We start from the raw sequence: 14,303 nt of genomic DNA, 5'->3' as shown, positions 1-14,303 counted from the left end.
AGAAAATCTCATGGAACCAGAACTCAACCTGGCCGAAGAATTGGCCAAGCAGCCGCACCTACTGGAGATACCCGGCAACCTGCTGATGAAGGGCGGCCCTGAGGACTATATCGGCGCCGTGCTCTGCCTGCGGGGCACGCTCTACTTCAAGGAGGCCCATACCCCTTTGGTGCGCGAGGCGCTGTGCCAGTGCTTCGACGAGTTCAAGCGACTGGCCGAGCCCCATCTCACCTGGCTCTGGCGAGAAGAGCCACCAGAGGGTAAGCCGTTGACGGCTTATGCTGATTCAAAGTCATTGCGTGAAATGCTGGCCAGCATGGATGAGGATTATCCACTGAGCTTCTGCTACACCAGTGGCAAGCAATCTAACGATGCGAGCCCGTGGTATTTCGATATCTTTGCCCAAGCTGCTTGGGAAGCGAAGATGGGAGACGATCTAAGCGTTCTGGAGTTTTCCGTGCCGCTGCTATACCAGGAGCAGAACCCGTTGAGTTTCCTACGACTGTTCCTCGACTTCGCACGTCTATTGGCTCCGGAGCAGGGTTATGCCGGGCATGCCTTTAATCTGTCGCCGACCAGTCGCGACAGCAACGAACCCACCGAAGCCTTTATGGCTGCGCGTATGCCAGGATTGGATGTGGGAACGGCCGGCCTGTTGGCCAATACCCCCGAGTTCAAACATTCTAAGATCAAGAGCGTGAGTTGGCTGACTGTGCTCGATCAGCAGCGACTGAACTTGGCTGGCGGGCTGGATACCCTGCGCGACCGACTGCCGTCCAGCCATTTCGCCTTCTACGACTACGGTGCTGGCGTGGTAATCCAGGCCGGTGCCTATCCGTCAGGGGGCGACGGCGACGACCCGAAGCCGGCCGCCTACGTGCTGCTCAATCATCTGCTCAAAGGCATCCGCTACGAAACCGTGGGCTCGCTGCACGGCGGCTCCCATGATGGCGAGTTGCGTCTGGTCGGCTGGTCCGCCGATCAGTGGCTCAAGCGCCTGGATGTCGAGGACAGCGAGATACTCGCCTGGCGCGCCAAGTTACTGGCCAACGAACCCGCTCTGAGCGCGGCCAACACCTTGCCGGAGCGTCTATGAGCGAGCGGCAGCGTTTGGCGGATCAACTGCTTGAGTGCCTTGCAAGGCAAGGTGAGAGCATACAGGCAAAGTACGTAGAGCCGCCGCCGGTGCCCGGCAACCTGCTGATGAAAGGCGGCCCCGAGGACTATATCGGTGCCGTGCTCTGCCTGCGCGGCACGCTCTATTTCAAGAAGGCCCATAGCCCTTTGGTGCGCGAGGCGCTGTGCCAATGCTTCGACGAGTTCAAGCGACTGGCCGAGCCCCACCTCACCTGGCTCTGGCGCGAAGAGCCACCTGAGGGCAAGCCGCTGGCTGCGTACCATGATGTCAAGCCACTACGCGAGATGATGGAAGCAATGGATGAAGACGACCATCTCAGCTTCTGCTACACCAGCGGCGAGCAGTCTCGCGACGCCAGTGCCTGGCTGTTTGATATTTATGGCAAGCGGGGCTGGCAGGCCAAGAAGGGGCGTGATCTTAGCGTTCTAGATTTCTCCGTGCCGCTGCTGTACCAAGAGCAGAATCCGCTGAATTTCCTGCGCCTGTTCCTCGACTTCGCACGTCGATTGGCTCCCACGCAGGGCTATGCCGGGCACGCCTACAATCTGTCGCCGACCAACCGAGACAACAATGAGCCGACCGAAGCCTTTATGGCTGCGCGTATGCCAGGTCTGGATGTGGGAACAGCCGCACTGTTGGCCAATATTCCCGAGTTCAGACCCACCAAGATCAAGACCGTGAGTTGGTTGACCGTGCTCGATCAGGCACGCCTGGAGCTGGTTGGTGGCCTGGAGGCTTTGCGTTCGCAATTACCACCCAGTCATTTCGCTTTCTACGACTACGATGGCGGCGTAGTGATCCAGGCCGGTGCCTCCCCCTATCTCGGCGGTGATGCCGAAGACCCAAAACCCGCCGCCTACGTGCTGCTCAATCACCTGCTCAAAGGCATCCGCTACGAAACCGTGGGTTCGCTGCACGGCGGTTCGCACGACGGCGAACTACGACTGGTCGGCTGGTCCGCCGATCAGTGGCTCAAGCGCCTGGATGTCGAGGACAGCGAGATACTCGCCTGGCGCGCCAAGTTACTGGCCAACGAACCCGCGCTGAGCGCAGCCAACACCCTGGAAGAGCGCTTATAGCCCGTGATGCGGCCTGATGACTGGGGAGGACGCACTTAGCTTCCCGGCCAATCCAAGTGCAGGAAATCGCCACCCCGACTACGCCAATCACCCCATCCCCTGCTCGTACACCGCCAGGTGCACGAAGGCCGCCTGCAGCAGCGGCAGGTCCAGCCCGGCCGTCTGGCCGCGGCCGAGCAGGTCGCCGATGATCTGCTCGGCTTCCACCGGGCGGCCGCCGATCAGGTCGCGGTACATCGACGAGGTCTGCGGCGAGCCGTGCAGGGTCAGCTGCCGGCGCGCCTCGGCGAGGAAGGCATCGCGCGGTTCCAGGCCCACCGCGCGGACCACCGCCACCACCTCGTCCAGCAGGCGGTTGACGAAGGCCTCGCCCTGGGGCGCGGCGACCACCGAGCCGACGTTGCCGCGCATCAGGCAGGTGATGCCGCCCAGGGCGGCCAGCAGCACCCACTTCTCCCACATCTCGCGGTGGATGTCGCTACTCAGGCGGGCGTCGAAGCCGGCGTCCTGCAGCAGTGCGTCCAGGCGCAGGATGCGCTCGCTGCGGGCGCCATCCATCTCGCCGTAGGAGAGTTCGTTGAGGGTGCCGTACTGGACGATGCGGCCGCGCTCGTCCAGGGTGCTGGCGATCTTGCACACGCCGCCCAGCAGCGGCCCGCGGCCGAAGTGATCGACGATGGCGTCGACCTGGTGCATGCCGTTGAGCACCGGCAGGATCATCGTGCCCGGCCCCACCGCCGGGGCGATGTCGCGCAGCGCCGCCTCCAGGGCGTAGGCCTTCACCGTCAGCAGGATGAGGTCGTAGGGCCCGTCCAGGTGCTCGGCGCCGACCAGTTGCGGCGTCAGCACGAAATCGCCGTGGGGGCTGAGCACCTGCAGCCCTTCCTGCTGCAACTGGTGCGCCCGCCCGGCGCGCACCAGGAAGGTCACGTCGCGCCCGGCCCGGGCCAGGCACGCGCCGAAGAAACCACCCGTGGAACCCGCCCCGACCACCAGAATGCGCATGGCCCACCCTCCTCGGCTGCCCGGCACGATGGCGCCGGCTCATTGCCTGTATATAGACGCAGTGCCGGGAAAATGCATGGCCTAGCCCGCCCGCCGGCGGTACAGGCTGCGCGCCAGGGCGTCGAGGGCGAAGCCCAGGGCACCGATCAGCAGGACCATGGCCATCAGTTCCGAGTAGGCCAGGCGGTCGCGGGTGTCGAGGATGTAGTAGCCCAGCCCGGCGCTGACGCCGAGCATCTCGCAGGGCACCAGGACGATCCAGAGGATACCGATGGCCAGGCGCACGCCGGTCAGCACGTGGCCGAGCACGCCGGGCAGGATCACCTTGCGCAGCGTCTCCCAGGGCGTGGCGCTGAGGCTGCGGGAGAGCTGCAGCCAGCGCGGGTCGAGCTGGCGCACGCCGGCGGCGGTGTTGAGCAGGATCGGCCAGACCGCGGCGAAGGCCAGCAGGAAGTAGATCGGCTGGTCGCCCACGCCCATCAGCATCACCGCGATGGGCATCCACGACAGCGGCGAGATCATCCGCAGGAACTGGAAGGCCGGCGTGGTGGCCGCCTCCAGATTGCGCGAGGCGCCCACCAGCAAGCCCAGGGGCACGCCCACCGCCAGCGCCAGGAGCAGGCCGAGGAGCACGCGCCTGAGGCTCACCAGCACGTGCTGGTACAGCTCCCCGCGGCCCAGCAGCTCGCCCAGGCTGGCCAGGGTGGCCTGGGGCGAGAACAGCTGGCCCAGGCCGTCGCCGCCGAACAGGCGCACGCCGCTCCACCACAGGCCGAGCAGCGCCAACAGCCCGGCCAGGCCCAGCAGCCAGTGGCGGCGGCCGGAGAGTGCCGGCGCCGTCACGTGGCGATCTCCTCGCTGCGCGCGAAGCCCTCGGGCAGGCCGAAGGCGCCGAGGCCGCCGACCTGGGCCAGGGCGTTGCGCACGAAGCGGTCGTCCACCAGGTCCTGCGCGGTGTGCGCCGGGTCCAGCGCGGCGAGGAAGCCCTTGTCGCCTTGGATCAGGGTGTCCTTCAGGCGCCTGACCAGTTCCTCGGTGTAGCTGGGGAACGGGTACGGCTGGAAGTCGATGCGCTCCTCGTGCCAGTCGGCGTGGCGGATGGCGCCGTCGGCCAGGTACTTCTCGCGCTCGCCGGGCGCCGGGGCCAGCACCCGGCCGAGCACTTCCGGCGCGTGCGGGGTGTAGCGGTTGGCGCCGTCCTTGGACAACAGCTTCGCCGCCTCGGCGCGGTTGTCACGGGTCCACAGCTGGGCCTTGACGATGGCGTTGACCACCTTCTGCGACCACTCCGGGCGGCCGTTCAGGTCGTGCTCGTGCATGAACACCACGCAGCAGGCGTGGTTGCGCCAGACGTCGCCGGTGAAGCGCTGGATGCGCCCGACCTTGAGGTTCTCCGCCAGGGCGTTGAACGGCTCGGCGACGATGTAGCCGGCGATGCGCCCGCCGGCCAGGGCCGGCGGCATGTCCGAGGGCGGCAGCACCACCAGGTTGACCTCGTTGGCCGCCAGCGCCGCGTCGGCCGGCTTGCTCACCGCCGCCAGGCCGTTGTCGCGCAGCAGTTGCTGCAGCACCACGTTGTGGATCGAGTACCAGAACGGGATGGCCAGGGTGCGCCCGCCCAGCTGCTTCACCTCGGTCACGTCCGGCGCCACGGTCAGGCCGGAGCCGCCGACGTGGTTCCAGGCCACCACCTTGGCCGGCACCTTGCTGCCGTAGCGGGCCCAGACGGTCATCGGCGACAGCAGGTGGATGACATTGACCTGGCCAGAGATGAACGCCTCGATGACCTGCGCCCAGCTGCGCAGCAGCACCGGGCGCTCGGCCTTGATGCCCTCGGCCTCGAACAGGCCGTTGGCGTGGGCCACCAGCAACGGCGTGGCGTCGGTGATCGGCAGGTAGCCGATGCGCACCGGGGCGTCCGGCTCGGCGGCGGCGCGGGCGCGCAGGCTGGTCAGCAGCGGCAGCGCGCCGGCTGCGGTGAGCAGCGCGCCGAGTTTGAGAATGTCACGTCGAGAATGAGTGGGATCGTCCAGGCACATGGGCAGCCTCCGGCGCAGGGTGGGAATTCGCGTGGGATCGGCTCGCCCGCCGTAGGGTTTTGAGGATCTCGACCCGCAGCGCGCCCAGTTCCTCGACCAGCTCCGCGCGGGGTTGCGGCAGGTCGATGCGCCATTCGCCCAACGTCCGCGCCGGGGTGTCGCCCAGTAGCAGGATGCGTTCGGAGAGCAGCAGGGCCTCGTCGATGTCGTGGGTGATGAGCACGGCGGCGGTGCGCCGTTCGTGGATCACCTGCAGCAGCAGTTGCTGCATGTCGGCGCGGGTCACTTCGTCCAGCGCGCCGAAGGGTTCGTCCAGCAGCAGCACCTGCGGCTGGCGCGCCAGGCAGCGGGCCAGCGCGGCGCGCTGGGCCATGCCGCCGGAAAGCTGCGCCGGCAGGTAGCCGCGCGCCTGTTGCAGGCCGACCGCGGCGATCGCCTGGTCGACGCGCTGGTGCAGCGTAGCCTTGTCCAGCTTCGGCTGGCGGGCGAAGTCCAGGCCGAAGGCGACGTTCTTCTCCAGGCTCAGCCAGGGCAGCAGGCTCGGGTCCTGGAAGGCCACGGCGACGCGCGGGTGCGGGCCGTCGATGGCCTCGCCGAGCAGGCGCACGCTGCCCGCCGCCGGCTTCTGCAGCCCGGCCAGCACGCGCAGCAGGCTGGACTTGCCGACGCCGCTGGGGCCGAGGATGGACACCACCTCCCCCGGCGCCAGGCTCAGCTCGAAGCCTTCCAGCACGCTGCGCCAGCCCTTGCCCTCGGGGTAGCCCAGGGCGACGCCGGCGGCCTGCAGCAGCACCTCGCTCATGCCCGCGCCTCCTGGCGCTGCAGCTCGGTGCGCAACTGCACCAGGCTGGGCGTGACGATGGGCACGAAGGCCGACTCGCGCCAGCGCCGGGCGAAGGCCGCGCCGTGCCGGCTGAGGTAGGCCTTGCCGCCGCTGGCCTGCAGCTCCAGCTGCACCGCCGCGGCGGCGCCTTCGGCCAGGCCGATGCGGATGCGGAACAGCCGCGCCGGCTCGCTGGCGAACTCGCCGCTGGACAGGCCCGCGCGCAGGCGCTCGACCAGGCCGTCCAGTTCGCCGCGCAGGCGTTCCTCTTCCTCGCGCAGCACCGAGCGGCTGCCGCCCAGGTGCTCGCGCACCGCTTCCAGGGCCCGGCGCGCGAGGCCGATGGTCATGGCGCACTGCAGGCCGAGGAAGGCCGGGCGCACCTGCGGCAGGTAGCGCCGGGCGTCGTCGTGCAGCAGCCACTCGCGGGGCAGCGCCACGCCGTCGAAATCCAGAGCGGCAGTGTTGCTCGACTGCAGGCCGAGCAGTTGCAGATCGTCGGAACGCGCAAGGCCGGTGCTGGCCGAAGGGATGGCCGCCACCAGCGGCGCCGCGCCCTCGCGCTCGATGGCCGCGGCCACCACGAAGTGGCCCTTGCGCAGGTTGGTCACCCAGGGCAGGCGGCCGTCCAGGGTCCAGCCGTCGTCGGCCGGGGTGGCCCGCACCTGCAGGCTCTCGATGCCGGAGAGGAACTTCATGGCGTTGGACAGCCCGGTGGCGCCGGCCAGGCGGCCGTCCAGCAGCTCGCCGAGCAGGCGTTCGCCCAGCGCCTGGTTGGGGCTCTGCAGCAGGTATTCGATGAAGGCGCGCTGGCCCCAGAAGACGAAGGCGGCGGTCAGCGAATGGCCGGCCACCGCGGCGATGGCCTCCACCGCGTCGAGCAGGCCGCCGCCGGCGCCGCCGCGCGCCTCGGGCACGCCGATGCCGAACAGCCCGGCGCTGGCCAGTTGCGGCAGCACCGACTGCGGGTCGGCATGGCCGAGGTCGAGGGCCTCGGCCTGGGCCTCGAGCCAGTGGCTCAGGGTCGGATCGAGCATGGTCGCTCTCCTTTTAGCGGGCAGCCGCGGGGCAGCCACCCGGTCATGCGCAACTCAGGCCTTTTCCCAGCGGTACTTGCCCAGCTCGGGGTTCAGCGGCGTTTGCGCCAGTACGTTGGCGAAGTTGCAGAGGGTCGCCAGGCTGATGCCCAGCAGCACTTCCAAGGCATTGCCGTCGCTGAAGCCGGCGGCGCGGAAGGCCGCGAGCCCCGCGTCGCTGACCGCGCCACGGCTGGCGATGGCCTCGCGGGCGAAGGCAGCCAGAGCCTCCAGGCGCGGCTCCGGCAGCTCGCGTTGTTCGCGCAGGGCGGCTATCACTTCCTCAGGCAGCCTGGCCTTGTTGGCCGCCACCGCGGTGTGGCCGGCCACGCAGAAGTCGCAGCCGTGGGTGGTGGCGGCGATCAGCTGGACCACCTCGCGCTCGGCCAGGCCCAGCTCGGCCTTGCCGTTGAGGCCGGAGACGGTGACGTAGGTCTCCAGCGCGGCCGGGGCGTTGGCCAGCACGCCGAGCAGGTTGGGAATGAAGCCGGAGTTCTTCAGCGCGTTCTGCAGGAACGGCTTTGCCGCTTCCGGGGCGCTGTCGAGGGTCTGGATGGGCAGGCGGGACATGAGTTCGACTCCGTGTGCGGTAGGTGTCGAAAAAGTCTGTTGGTAATAAGAAAACCGTTCAATATTCTAAAGTCGCTATCACTTGCTCCTGAGTCTTTTCATTAGATGATTTCGTCGAGCCCCCTTGTCGATTGGTTATTAGACAGCCTGGAGCTGGACGCCAGCCTGTTCCACGTGGGCCGCTACTGCGGCGGCTGGCACGCCTCCACCCAGGGCCTGGCGCGGGCCAGCTTCCACCTGGTGGTGCAGGGCCATTGCTGGCTGCACCTGGAGGGCGAGGCGCCGGTGCGCCTGGAGGGCGGCGATGCCGTGTTCCTGCTGCGCGACCTGCCCTACCGGCTGTCCGACGCCGCCAGCGCCGAGGCCGCCGCCTGCCAGCCGCGCCAGGCCATGACCGCCCTGGAGCTGCAGGCCGAGGACGGCGTCGGCCTGGTCTGCGGTTTCTTCCATTTCCACTCCGGGCTCTCGGCGCTGATCATCGAGGCGCTGCCCGCCTATCTGGTGCTGCGCGCCGAGGAACCCTCGCAACGCGCCGCGCGCAGCCTGTTCGAACTGATCCTGGAGGAATGCGCGCGCCAGCCGGCGCCCTCGCAGCAGTTGCTGGAACGCCTGAGCCACCTGCTGTTCCTCTATGTGCTGCGCCAGCAGGTGCTGGACAACCCCGGCCTCGGCGGCTTGGTGGCCCTGGCCCGGCAGCCGCAGTTCGCCGGCCTGCTGGAACGCATGATCGAGCAGCCGCAGCTGCCCTGGACGCTGGAGGACATGGCGGCCTGCGCCGGGCTATCACGCTCGGCGTTCTTCAAGCGCTTCAACGAAACCTGCGGGCAGTCCCCCGGCCAGGTGCTGCTGGCCCTGCGCATGGGCCAGGCCTGCCGCCTGCTCAAGGCCGACCAGAGCGTGGCCGAGGTGGCCGCGGCGGTCGGCTACCAGTCGGTGGCGGCCTTCACCCGCGCCTTCCACAAGAGCACCGGGCAGCAGCCGGGGGCGTACCGGCGCGGCCGCGACGGCGGCCAGGGGCGCTGACAGGCCCAGCAAACGAGAATAATTCTCAGCGCCGTGCTAGCCTTGCGCCTTCCCTCACCCCAAGGAGCCCGCTGTGTCCGATTCCACCGAAGCCGCGCAGCCCGGTACCGCCGACGCCCGTTTCGACCTGCGCCCGCTGCTGTTCTCCAGCATGGCCGGGACCATGGCGATGATGGCCTTCGTCTCGCTGGTCGGGCCCATCGCCCGGCTGCTCGGCCTGCAGGCCTGGCAGGCAGGCGCGGCGGTCACCGTGTCCGGCGTGCTCTGGCTGCTGCTGGCGCGGCCCTGGGGCAATGCCAGCGACCGCCTGGGCCGGCGGCGCATCCTGCTGCTGGGCAGCGCCGGGGTGACCTTGTCCTACGTGCTGTTGGCGGTCTTCGTCGATGTTGCGCTGCGCCTGCAGCCCATCGCCGCGCTGTCGTTCCTCGGCCTGCTGCTCGGGCGTGGCGCGGTGGGCGCCTTCTACGCCGCGCTGCCGGCCGCCGGGCAGGCGCTGGTCGCCGACAACTACCCGCCGCGCCAGCGCGCCGCCGCCCTGGCCAGCCTGGGCGCGGCCAATGCCGTGGGCATGGTGCTGGGCCCGGCCATCGCCGCCCTGCTCGCCCGGCACAGCCTGAGCCTGCCGCTGTACGCCATGAGCGTGCTGCCGCTGCTGGGGTTCCTGGCGCTGCTCACCCGCCTGCAGAGCCAGGAGCACCACCTGCAGCGCGTGGCGCAGAGCATCCGCCTGGGCGATGCGCGCCTGCGCCGGCCCATGCTGGTGGCCTTCGTCGCCATGTTCTGCGTGGCGGTGGCGCAGATCACCGTGGGCTTCTTCGCCCTCGACCGCCTGGGCCTGGCGCCGGGCGCGGCGGCCCAGGCCGCCGGGGTGGCGCTGACCTGCGTGGGCGTGGCGCTGATCCTCGCCCAGTTGCTGGTGCGCCGCCTGGACTGGGCGCCGCAGCGGCTGATCCGCGTTGGCGCGCTGGTGGCCGGCATCGGCTTCGCCGGCACCAGCCTGGCGCTGCAGCCCTGGCAGCTGTGGCTGGCCTTCTTCGTCGCCGCGGCGGGCATGGGCTGGGTGTTCCCGGCCTTCTCGGCGCTGGCGGCCAACGCGGTGAACGCCGACGAGCAAGGCTCCACCGCCGGCTCCATGGGCGCCGCCCAGGGCCTGGGCGTGGTGCTCGGGCCGCTGGCCGGCAGCCTGCTCTATGGCGTCGAGCCGCGCCTGCCGTACCTGCTGGTCGGCTCCCTGCTGGTGCTGGTGGCGCTGTGGCCGGAGCCCGCCGCCGACACCGTTCAGGCCGGGTAGCGGCGCGCCAGGAAGTCCAGCAGCAAGGCGTTCACCTCGGCCGGGCGCTCGTTCTGGATCCAGTGGCCGCAGCCTTGCAGGCGGTGCTGTTCGAGGTCCGCCACCACCTCGGGCATGCGCTTGAGGGTATAGGCCTCCAGGCTCGCCACCGGGTCGCGGTCGCCCACCAGGAACAGCGTCGGCTGGCCGACCTGGCGGCCGGCCAGGGGCTCGCTGAAGCGCCAGTTGCGCTCGAAGTTGCGGTACCAGTTGAGCGCCCCGCGAAAGCCGCGGCCGGCGAAGGTCTCGATGTAATGCGCCAGGTCCGCCTCGCCGCACCAGGCCGGCAGTTGCCGGGGCGTGGGCTGGCCTTCGAACAGGCGGGCGTCGGCGGGTTTGTCCTGGAGGAAGGGGGCGTCGTCGCCGGCATCGCGGAAGAACAGGCGCAGGCTGCGCTCGATGTCGGCGTCCAGTTCGGCCTCGGCCACGCCCGGCTGCTGGAAGTAGAGGATGTAGTTGAAGCGCCCGGCGAAGACCTCGCGGAGGATCTCCGTGGCCGGCCGCTTGGGCCGCCCGGCATAGGGCACCGACAGCGCGGCCAGGGCCGCCACCCGCTCCGGGGCGAGCAGCGCCAGGTGCCAGGCCACCAGGGCGCCCCAGTCGTGCCCGAGCACCGCCGCGCGGCCCTGGCCGAGGGCGTCCATGGCGCCGAGGACGTCGCCGCACAGGCTCTGCAGGTCATAGGCCTCAATGGGCTCGGGGGCGTCGCTGCGGCCGTAGCCGCGCATCTCCGGCACGTGCACGCGGTAGCCGGCCTGCGCGAGCGCCGGAATCTGCGCGCGCCAGGAGTGCCAGCATTCGGGGAAGCCGTGCAGCAGCCAGACCGGTCGGCCATCGACGGGGCCGGCGATGTGTACGCACAGGTGGATGCCGTTGACCGGCAGCAGGCGTCGCTCGATGGGGGGCATGGCGAATCTCCGGGATTTTGTCGGGACGCTAGCAGCAGGGGTGTGACGACGTCATTTCCATTCGTTGGACGAATAGCGGGGCTTTTGTAGGGCGCATAACGCCTACGGCGTTATCCGCCGTTTGGCCTTGATTCCCGGCGACGCCGGGGTTGACCTGGGCGTTGGCCATAACCCCGGCGTATCGGCGTATAACCGCGAACGGTTATACGCCCTACATGCATATATCCATATGCAAATCCGGTCTTTCCCACCCGGATTCTTATTCCCCTATAGTCGCCCCACAACTCGTCATAACAAGTCATAGCCATGACCGAACTACTCCCCCTCTCCCCTGTCCCGCTGTACAGCCAGCTCAAGGAGCTGCTGCGCACGCGCATCCTCGACGGCAGCTACCCGCCGCTCAGCCGCATGCCCTCCGAGGCCGAGCTGGGCAAGGCCCATGGCGTCAGCCGCATCACCGTGCGCCAGGCCCTGGGCGACCTGCAGAAGGAAGGCCTGATCTTCAAGATCCACGGCAAGGGCACCTTCGTCGCCCGGCCCAAGGCGTTCCAGAACGTCAGCACCCTGCAGGGCCTGGCCGAGTCCATGGGCGAACGCGGCTACGAGGTGATCAACCGCCTGCGCAGCTTCCGCTTCGTGCCGGCCGACGCCCAGGTGGCCGTGCGCCTGCAGGTGGCCGAGGGCGACAGCGTGGCGCAGATCAAGCGCGCGCGCCTGGTCAACCGCGAGCTGGTGTCGCTGGAGGTCACCTACCTGCCCGAGGCCGTCGGCCGCCGGCTGGAGAAGGCCGACCTGGTGAGCCGCGACATCTTCCTGATCCTCGAGAACGACTGCGGCCTGCCCCTGGGGCATGCCGACCTGGCAATCGACGCCATCCTCGCCGACGCCGAGCTGGCCGCCGCCCTGGAGGTGGAGGAAGGCTCGCCGGTGATGCGCATCGAACGCCTCACCCACGGCGCCGACGGCCAGCCGCTGGACTACGAACACCTCTATTACCGCGGCGACGCCTTCCAGTACCGCCTGCGCATCGACCGTCACAAGGGCCCCCGAGCATGAGCCACAGCGACCTCCCCGAAGACAAGCAAAGCGCCTACGACATCGTCGTCATCGGCGGCGGCACCGCCGGCCCCATGGCGGCGATCAAGGCCAAGGAAGCCAACCGCGAGCTGCGCGTGCTGCTGGTGGACAAGGCCAACGTCAAGCGCAGCGGCGCCATCAGCATGGGCATGGACGGCCTGAACAACGCCGTCATCCCCGGCCACGCCACGCCCGAGCAGTACACCAAGGAAATCACCGTGGCCAACGACGGCATCGTCAACCAGGCCGCCGTCTACGCCTACGCCACCCACAGCTTCGAGACCATCGAGCAGCTCGACCGCTGGGGCGTGAAGTTCGAGAAGGACGAGGTGGGCGACTACGCGGTGAAGAAGGTCCACCACATGGGCGCCTACGTGCTGCCGATGCCCGAGGGCCACGACATCAAGAAGGTGCTCTACCGCCAGCTCAAGCGCGCGCGGGTGGAGATCACCAATCGCCTGGTGGCCACCCGGCTGCTCACCGACGCCGAGGGCGCGGTCAACGGCGTGCTCGGCTTCGACTGCCGCACCGCGCAGTTCCAGGTGATCCGCGCCAAGGCGGTGATCCTCGCCTGCGGCGCCGCCGGGCGCCTGGGCCTGCCCGCCTCCGGCTACCTGATGGGCACCTACGAGAACCCGACCAACGCCGGCGACGGCTACGCCATGGCCTACCACGCCGGTGCGGAGCTTTCGAACCTGGAATGCTTCCAGATCAACCCGCTGATCAAGGACTACAACGGCCCGGCCTGCGCCTACGTCACCGGCCCGCTGGGCGGTTACACCGCCAACGCCAAGGGCGAGCGCTTCATCGAGTGCGACTACTGGAGCGGGCAGATGATGTGGGAGTTCCACCAGGAGCTGGAAGGCGGCAACGGCCCGGTGTTCCTCAAGCTGGACCACCTGGCCGAGGAGACCATCCAGACCATCGAGGAAATCCTCCACGGCAACGAACGCCCCAGCCGCGGCCAGTTCCACGCCAACCGCGGCACCGACTACCGCAGCCAGATGGTGGAGATGCACATCTCCGAGATCGGTTTCTGCTCCGGCCACTCGGCCTCGGGCGTGTGGGTCAACGAGAAGGCCGAGACCAGCGTCAAGGGCCTGTACGCCGCCGGCGACATGGCCGCGGTGCCGCACAACTACATGCTCGGCGCCTTCACCTATGGCTGGTTCGCCGGGCAGAACGCCGCGCAGTACGTGGCCGAGCGGGACTTCAGCGAAGTCGACCAGGCCCAGGTGGAGCGCGAGCGCGAACGCGTCTTCGCCCCGCTCAGGCGCGAGCACGGCCTGGCGCCGGCCCAGGTGGAGTACAAGCTGCGGCGCATGGTCAACGACTACCTGCAGCCGCCGAAGGTGACGAAGAAGATGGAGATCGGCCTGCAGCGCTTCGCCGAGATCGGCCGCGACCTGGAGCAGCTGAAGGCGAACAACCCCCACGAGCTGATGCGCGCCATGGAAGTCAGCGTGATCCGCGACTGCGCCGAGATGGCCGCGCGCGCCTCGCTGTTCCGCACCGAGAGCCGCTGGGGCCTGTACCACCACCGCGTGGACTATCCGCAGCGCAACGATGCCGAGTGGTTCTGCCATGCGCACCTGAAGAAGGACGAGAGCGGCGAGATGACCAGTTTCAAGAAGCCGGTGGAGCCGTACCTGATCGCCCTGGACGACGAGGAGCAGAAGGCCTATGAGCGGTTGCGGGTGAAGAACGAGGCGGCCTAGGAGCCCTAGAGCCCCTCTCCCCCGCCCTCTCCCGCAAGCGGGAGAGGGAGCTGTCCGTGCAGCGGGAACCCGCAGATTTCAGGATGACGCCAGGTTACCAGGCACCTCCGAACGGCCCCCTCTCCCTTTAGGGAGAGGGCTGGGGAGAGGGTGGTGAGCCGAGCGCCATATCCCGACAGAAACACCCAGCCCGCCGCCACGAAAGCGGGTGCAATCGAACCACGAGGTAGCCGTGCCATGCCCCACCAACCCCAGGAAATCTTCTTCCGCTCCAGCGCCCCGGTCACCGTGGACGAGGACAAGTGCATCGCCGACAAGGGCTGCACCGTCTGCGTGGAGGTCTGCCCGATGGATCTGCTGGCGATCAACCCGGCCACCCAGAAGGCCTACATGGCCTTCGACGAATGCTGGTACTGCATGCCCTGCGAGAAGGACTGCCCGACCGGCGCGGTGAAGGTGGAGATTCCCTACCTGCTGCGTTGATGCCAACCCTTTGCCCTTGTAGGAGCGAGCTTGC

14 protein-coding genes are annotated in these 14,303 nt (G+C 68.7%); 7 read left to right on the top strand and 7 right to left on the bottom strand.

The features are described 5' to 3' along the window. Positions 1–10 precede the first annotated feature (10 nt). Together PcP3B5_RS14975 and PcP3B5_RS14970 are read left to right on the top strand one after the other, a co-directional pair. The gene (locus PcP3B5_RS14975) at positions 11–1,096 is read left to right on the top strand and encodes a DUF3396 domain-containing protein (protein ID WP_061561726.1); all 1,086 of its coding nucleotides are present in this window, start codon (positions 11–13) and stop codon (positions 1,094–1,096) included. Continuing rightward, positions 1,093–2,217, top strand: coding sequence for a DUF3396 domain-containing protein (locus PcP3B5_RS14970; RefSeq protein WP_082816333.1), 1,125 nt, complete (start codon positions 1,093–1,095; stop codon positions 2,215–2,217). Before PcP3B5_RS14975 ends, PcP3B5_RS14970 begins: the two co-directional genes overlap by 4 nt. An 87-nt stretch (positions 2,218–2,304) precedes the next feature. Here the strand turns inward: PcP3B5_RS14970 and panE are convergent, their stop codons facing one another. The 6 genes from panE to PcP3B5_RS14940 all read right to left on the bottom strand — a co-directional run bounded on the left by panE (position 2,305) and on the right by PcP3B5_RS14940 (position 7,730). Next, positions 2,305–3,222: a 2-dehydropantoate 2-reductase gene (gene panE, locus PcP3B5_RS14965; RefSeq protein ID WP_061561725.1), complete on the bottom strand. Its 918-nt coding sequence runs from the start codon at positions 3,220–3,222 to the stop codon at positions 2,305–2,307. An 81-nt stretch (positions 3,223–3,303) separates the two neighbouring features. Further along, positions 3,304–4,065, bottom strand: coding sequence for an ABC transporter permease (locus tag PcP3B5_RS14960; protein ID WP_061561724.1), 762 nt, complete (start codon positions 4,063–4,065; stop codon positions 3,304–3,306). Next, complete coding sequence (locus PcP3B5_RS14955) at positions 4,062–5,261, bottom strand: ABC transporter substrate-binding protein (protein ID WP_061561723.1); 1,200 nt, start codon at positions 5,259–5,261, stop codon at positions 4,062–4,064. Before PcP3B5_RS14955 ends, PcP3B5_RS14960 begins: the two co-directional genes overlap by 4 nt. Then, complete coding sequence (locus PcP3B5_RS14950) at positions 5,227–6,063, bottom strand: ABC transporter ATP-binding protein (RefSeq protein ID WP_061561722.1); 837 nt, start codon at positions 6,061–6,063, stop codon at positions 5,227–5,229. The genes PcP3B5_RS14955 and PcP3B5_RS14950 overlap by 35 nt, the downstream gene beginning before the upstream one ends. Then, a complete protein-coding gene (locus PcP3B5_RS14945; protein ID WP_061561721.1) occupies positions 6,060–7,121 on the bottom strand; it encodes an acyl-CoA dehydrogenase family protein in 1,062 nt (353 codons plus the stop codon). Before PcP3B5_RS14945 ends, PcP3B5_RS14950 begins: the two co-directional genes overlap by 4 nt. Positions 7,122–7,175: 54 nt before the next feature. Next, positions 7,176–7,730 (bottom strand): carboxymuconolactone decarboxylase family protein, encoded by a 555-nt coding sequence (locus PcP3B5_RS14940; RefSeq protein ID WP_009622140.1) that lies wholly within the window; start codon positions 7,728–7,730, stop codon positions 7,176–7,178. Between the two features lie 105 nt (positions 7,731–7,835). Between PcP3B5_RS14940 and PcP3B5_RS14935 the strand changes: the two genes are divergently transcribed. After that, positions 7,836–8,753 carry an AraC family transcriptional regulator gene (locus PcP3B5_RS14935; RefSeq protein WP_061561720.1) on the top strand — a complete coding sequence of 306 codons (918 nt, stop codon included), beginning with the start codon at positions 7,836–7,838 and terminating at the stop codon, positions 8,751–8,753. A gap of 73 nt (positions 8,754–8,826) precedes the next feature. Then, positions 8,827–10,044, top strand: a complete 1,218-nt coding sequence (locus tag PcP3B5_RS14930) for an MFS transporter (RefSeq protein ID WP_061561719.1) — start codon at positions 8,827–8,829, stop codon at positions 10,042–10,044. Here PcP3B5_RS14930 and PcP3B5_RS14925 read toward each other — a convergent pair. Further along, positions 10,032–10,991 carry an alpha/beta fold hydrolase gene (locus PcP3B5_RS14925; RefSeq protein WP_061561718.1) on the bottom strand — a complete coding sequence of 320 codons (960 nt, stop codon included), beginning with the start codon at positions 10,989–10,991 and terminating at the stop codon, positions 10,032–10,034. The two genes, PcP3B5_RS14930 and PcP3B5_RS14925, sit on opposite strands and share 13 nt — an antisense overlap. A gap of 306 nt (positions 10,992–11,297) precedes the next feature. Here PcP3B5_RS14925 and PcP3B5_RS14920 point away from each other — a divergent pair, with 306 nt between their 5' ends. The 3 genes from PcP3B5_RS14920 (at position 11,298) to PcP3B5_RS14910 (ending at position 14,269) form a co-directional block, all read left to right on the top strand. Next, entirely contained in the window at positions 11,298–12,047 is a 750-nt protein-coding gene (locus tag PcP3B5_RS14920) for a GntR family transcriptional regulator (protein WP_061561717.1), read from the top strand. Further along, complete coding sequence (locus PcP3B5_RS14915; protein ID WP_061561716.1) at positions 12,044–13,786, top strand: fumarate reductase/succinate dehydrogenase flavoprotein subunit; 1,743 nt, start codon at positions 12,044–12,046, stop codon at positions 13,784–13,786. Before PcP3B5_RS14920 ends, PcP3B5_RS14915 begins: the two co-directional genes overlap by 4 nt. A 237-nt stretch (positions 13,787–14,023) precedes the next feature. Beyond that, positions 14,024–14,269: a 4Fe-4S dicluster domain-containing protein gene (locus tag PcP3B5_RS14910; RefSeq protein WP_009622146.1), complete on the top strand. Its 246-nt coding sequence runs from the start codon at positions 14,024–14,026 to the stop codon at positions 14,267–14,269. Positions 14,270–14,303: the final 34 nt, after the last annotated feature.

The organism is Pseudomonas citronellolis, from assembly GCF_001586155.1.
Classification (GTDB): domain Bacteria; phylum Pseudomonadota; class Gammaproteobacteria; order Pseudomonadales; family Pseudomonadaceae; genus Pseudomonas; species Pseudomonas citronellolis.
The sequence above is the reverse complement of the archived record's forward strand: the minus strand, read 5'-3'. Positions and strand labels throughout refer to the sequence as shown.

Excerpts from the sequence above, each read along its gene's own strand:
- PcP3B5_RS14910 (WP_009622146.1), top strand. The coding sequence starts at position 14,024 with ATGCCCCACCAACCCCAGGAAATCTTCTTCCGCTCCAGCGCCCCGGTC.
- PcP3B5_RS14920 (WP_061561717.1), top strand. The coding sequence starts at position 11,298 with ATGACCGAACTACTCCCCCTCTCCCCTGTCCCGCTGTACAGCCAGCTC.
- PcP3B5_RS14925 (WP_061561718.1), bottom strand. The coding sequence starts at position 10,991 with ATGCCCCCCATCGAGCGACGCCTGCTGCCGGTCAACGGCATCCACCTG.
- PcP3B5_RS14915 (WP_061561716.1), top strand. The coding sequence starts at position 12,044 with ATGAGCCACAGCGACCTCCCCGAAGACAAGCAAAGCGCCTACGACATC.
- PcP3B5_RS14975 (WP_061561726.1), top strand. The coding sequence starts at position 11 with ATGGAACCAGAACTCAACCTGGCCGAAGAATTGGCCAAGCAGCCGCAC.
- PcP3B5_RS14935 (WP_061561720.1), top strand. The coding sequence starts at position 7,836 with ATGATTTCGTCGAGCCCCCTTGTCGATTGGTTATTAGACAGCCTGGAG.
- PcP3B5_RS14950 (WP_061561722.1), bottom strand. The coding sequence starts at position 6,063 with ATGAGCGAGGTGCTGCTGCAGGCCGCCGGCGTCGCCCTGGGCTACCCC.
- PcP3B5_RS14970 (WP_082816333.1), top strand. The coding sequence starts at position 1,093 with ATGAGCGAGCGGCAGCGTTTGGCGGATCAACTGCTTGAGTGCCTTGCA.
- PcP3B5_RS14955 (WP_061561723.1), bottom strand. The coding sequence starts at position 5,261 with ATGTGCCTGGACGATCCCACTCATTCTCGACGTGACATTCTCAAACTC.
- PcP3B5_RS14945 (WP_061561721.1), bottom strand. The coding sequence starts at position 7,121 with ATGCTCGATCCGACCCTGAGCCACTGGCTCGAGGCCCAGGCCGAGGCC.
- panE (WP_061561725.1), bottom strand. The coding sequence starts at position 3,222 with ATGCGCATTCTGGTGGTCGGGGCGGGTTCCACGGGTGGTTTCTTCGGC.
- PcP3B5_RS14940 (WP_009622140.1), bottom strand. The coding sequence starts at position 7,730 with ATGTCCCGCCTGCCCATCCAGACCCTCGACAGCGCCCCGGAAGCGGCA.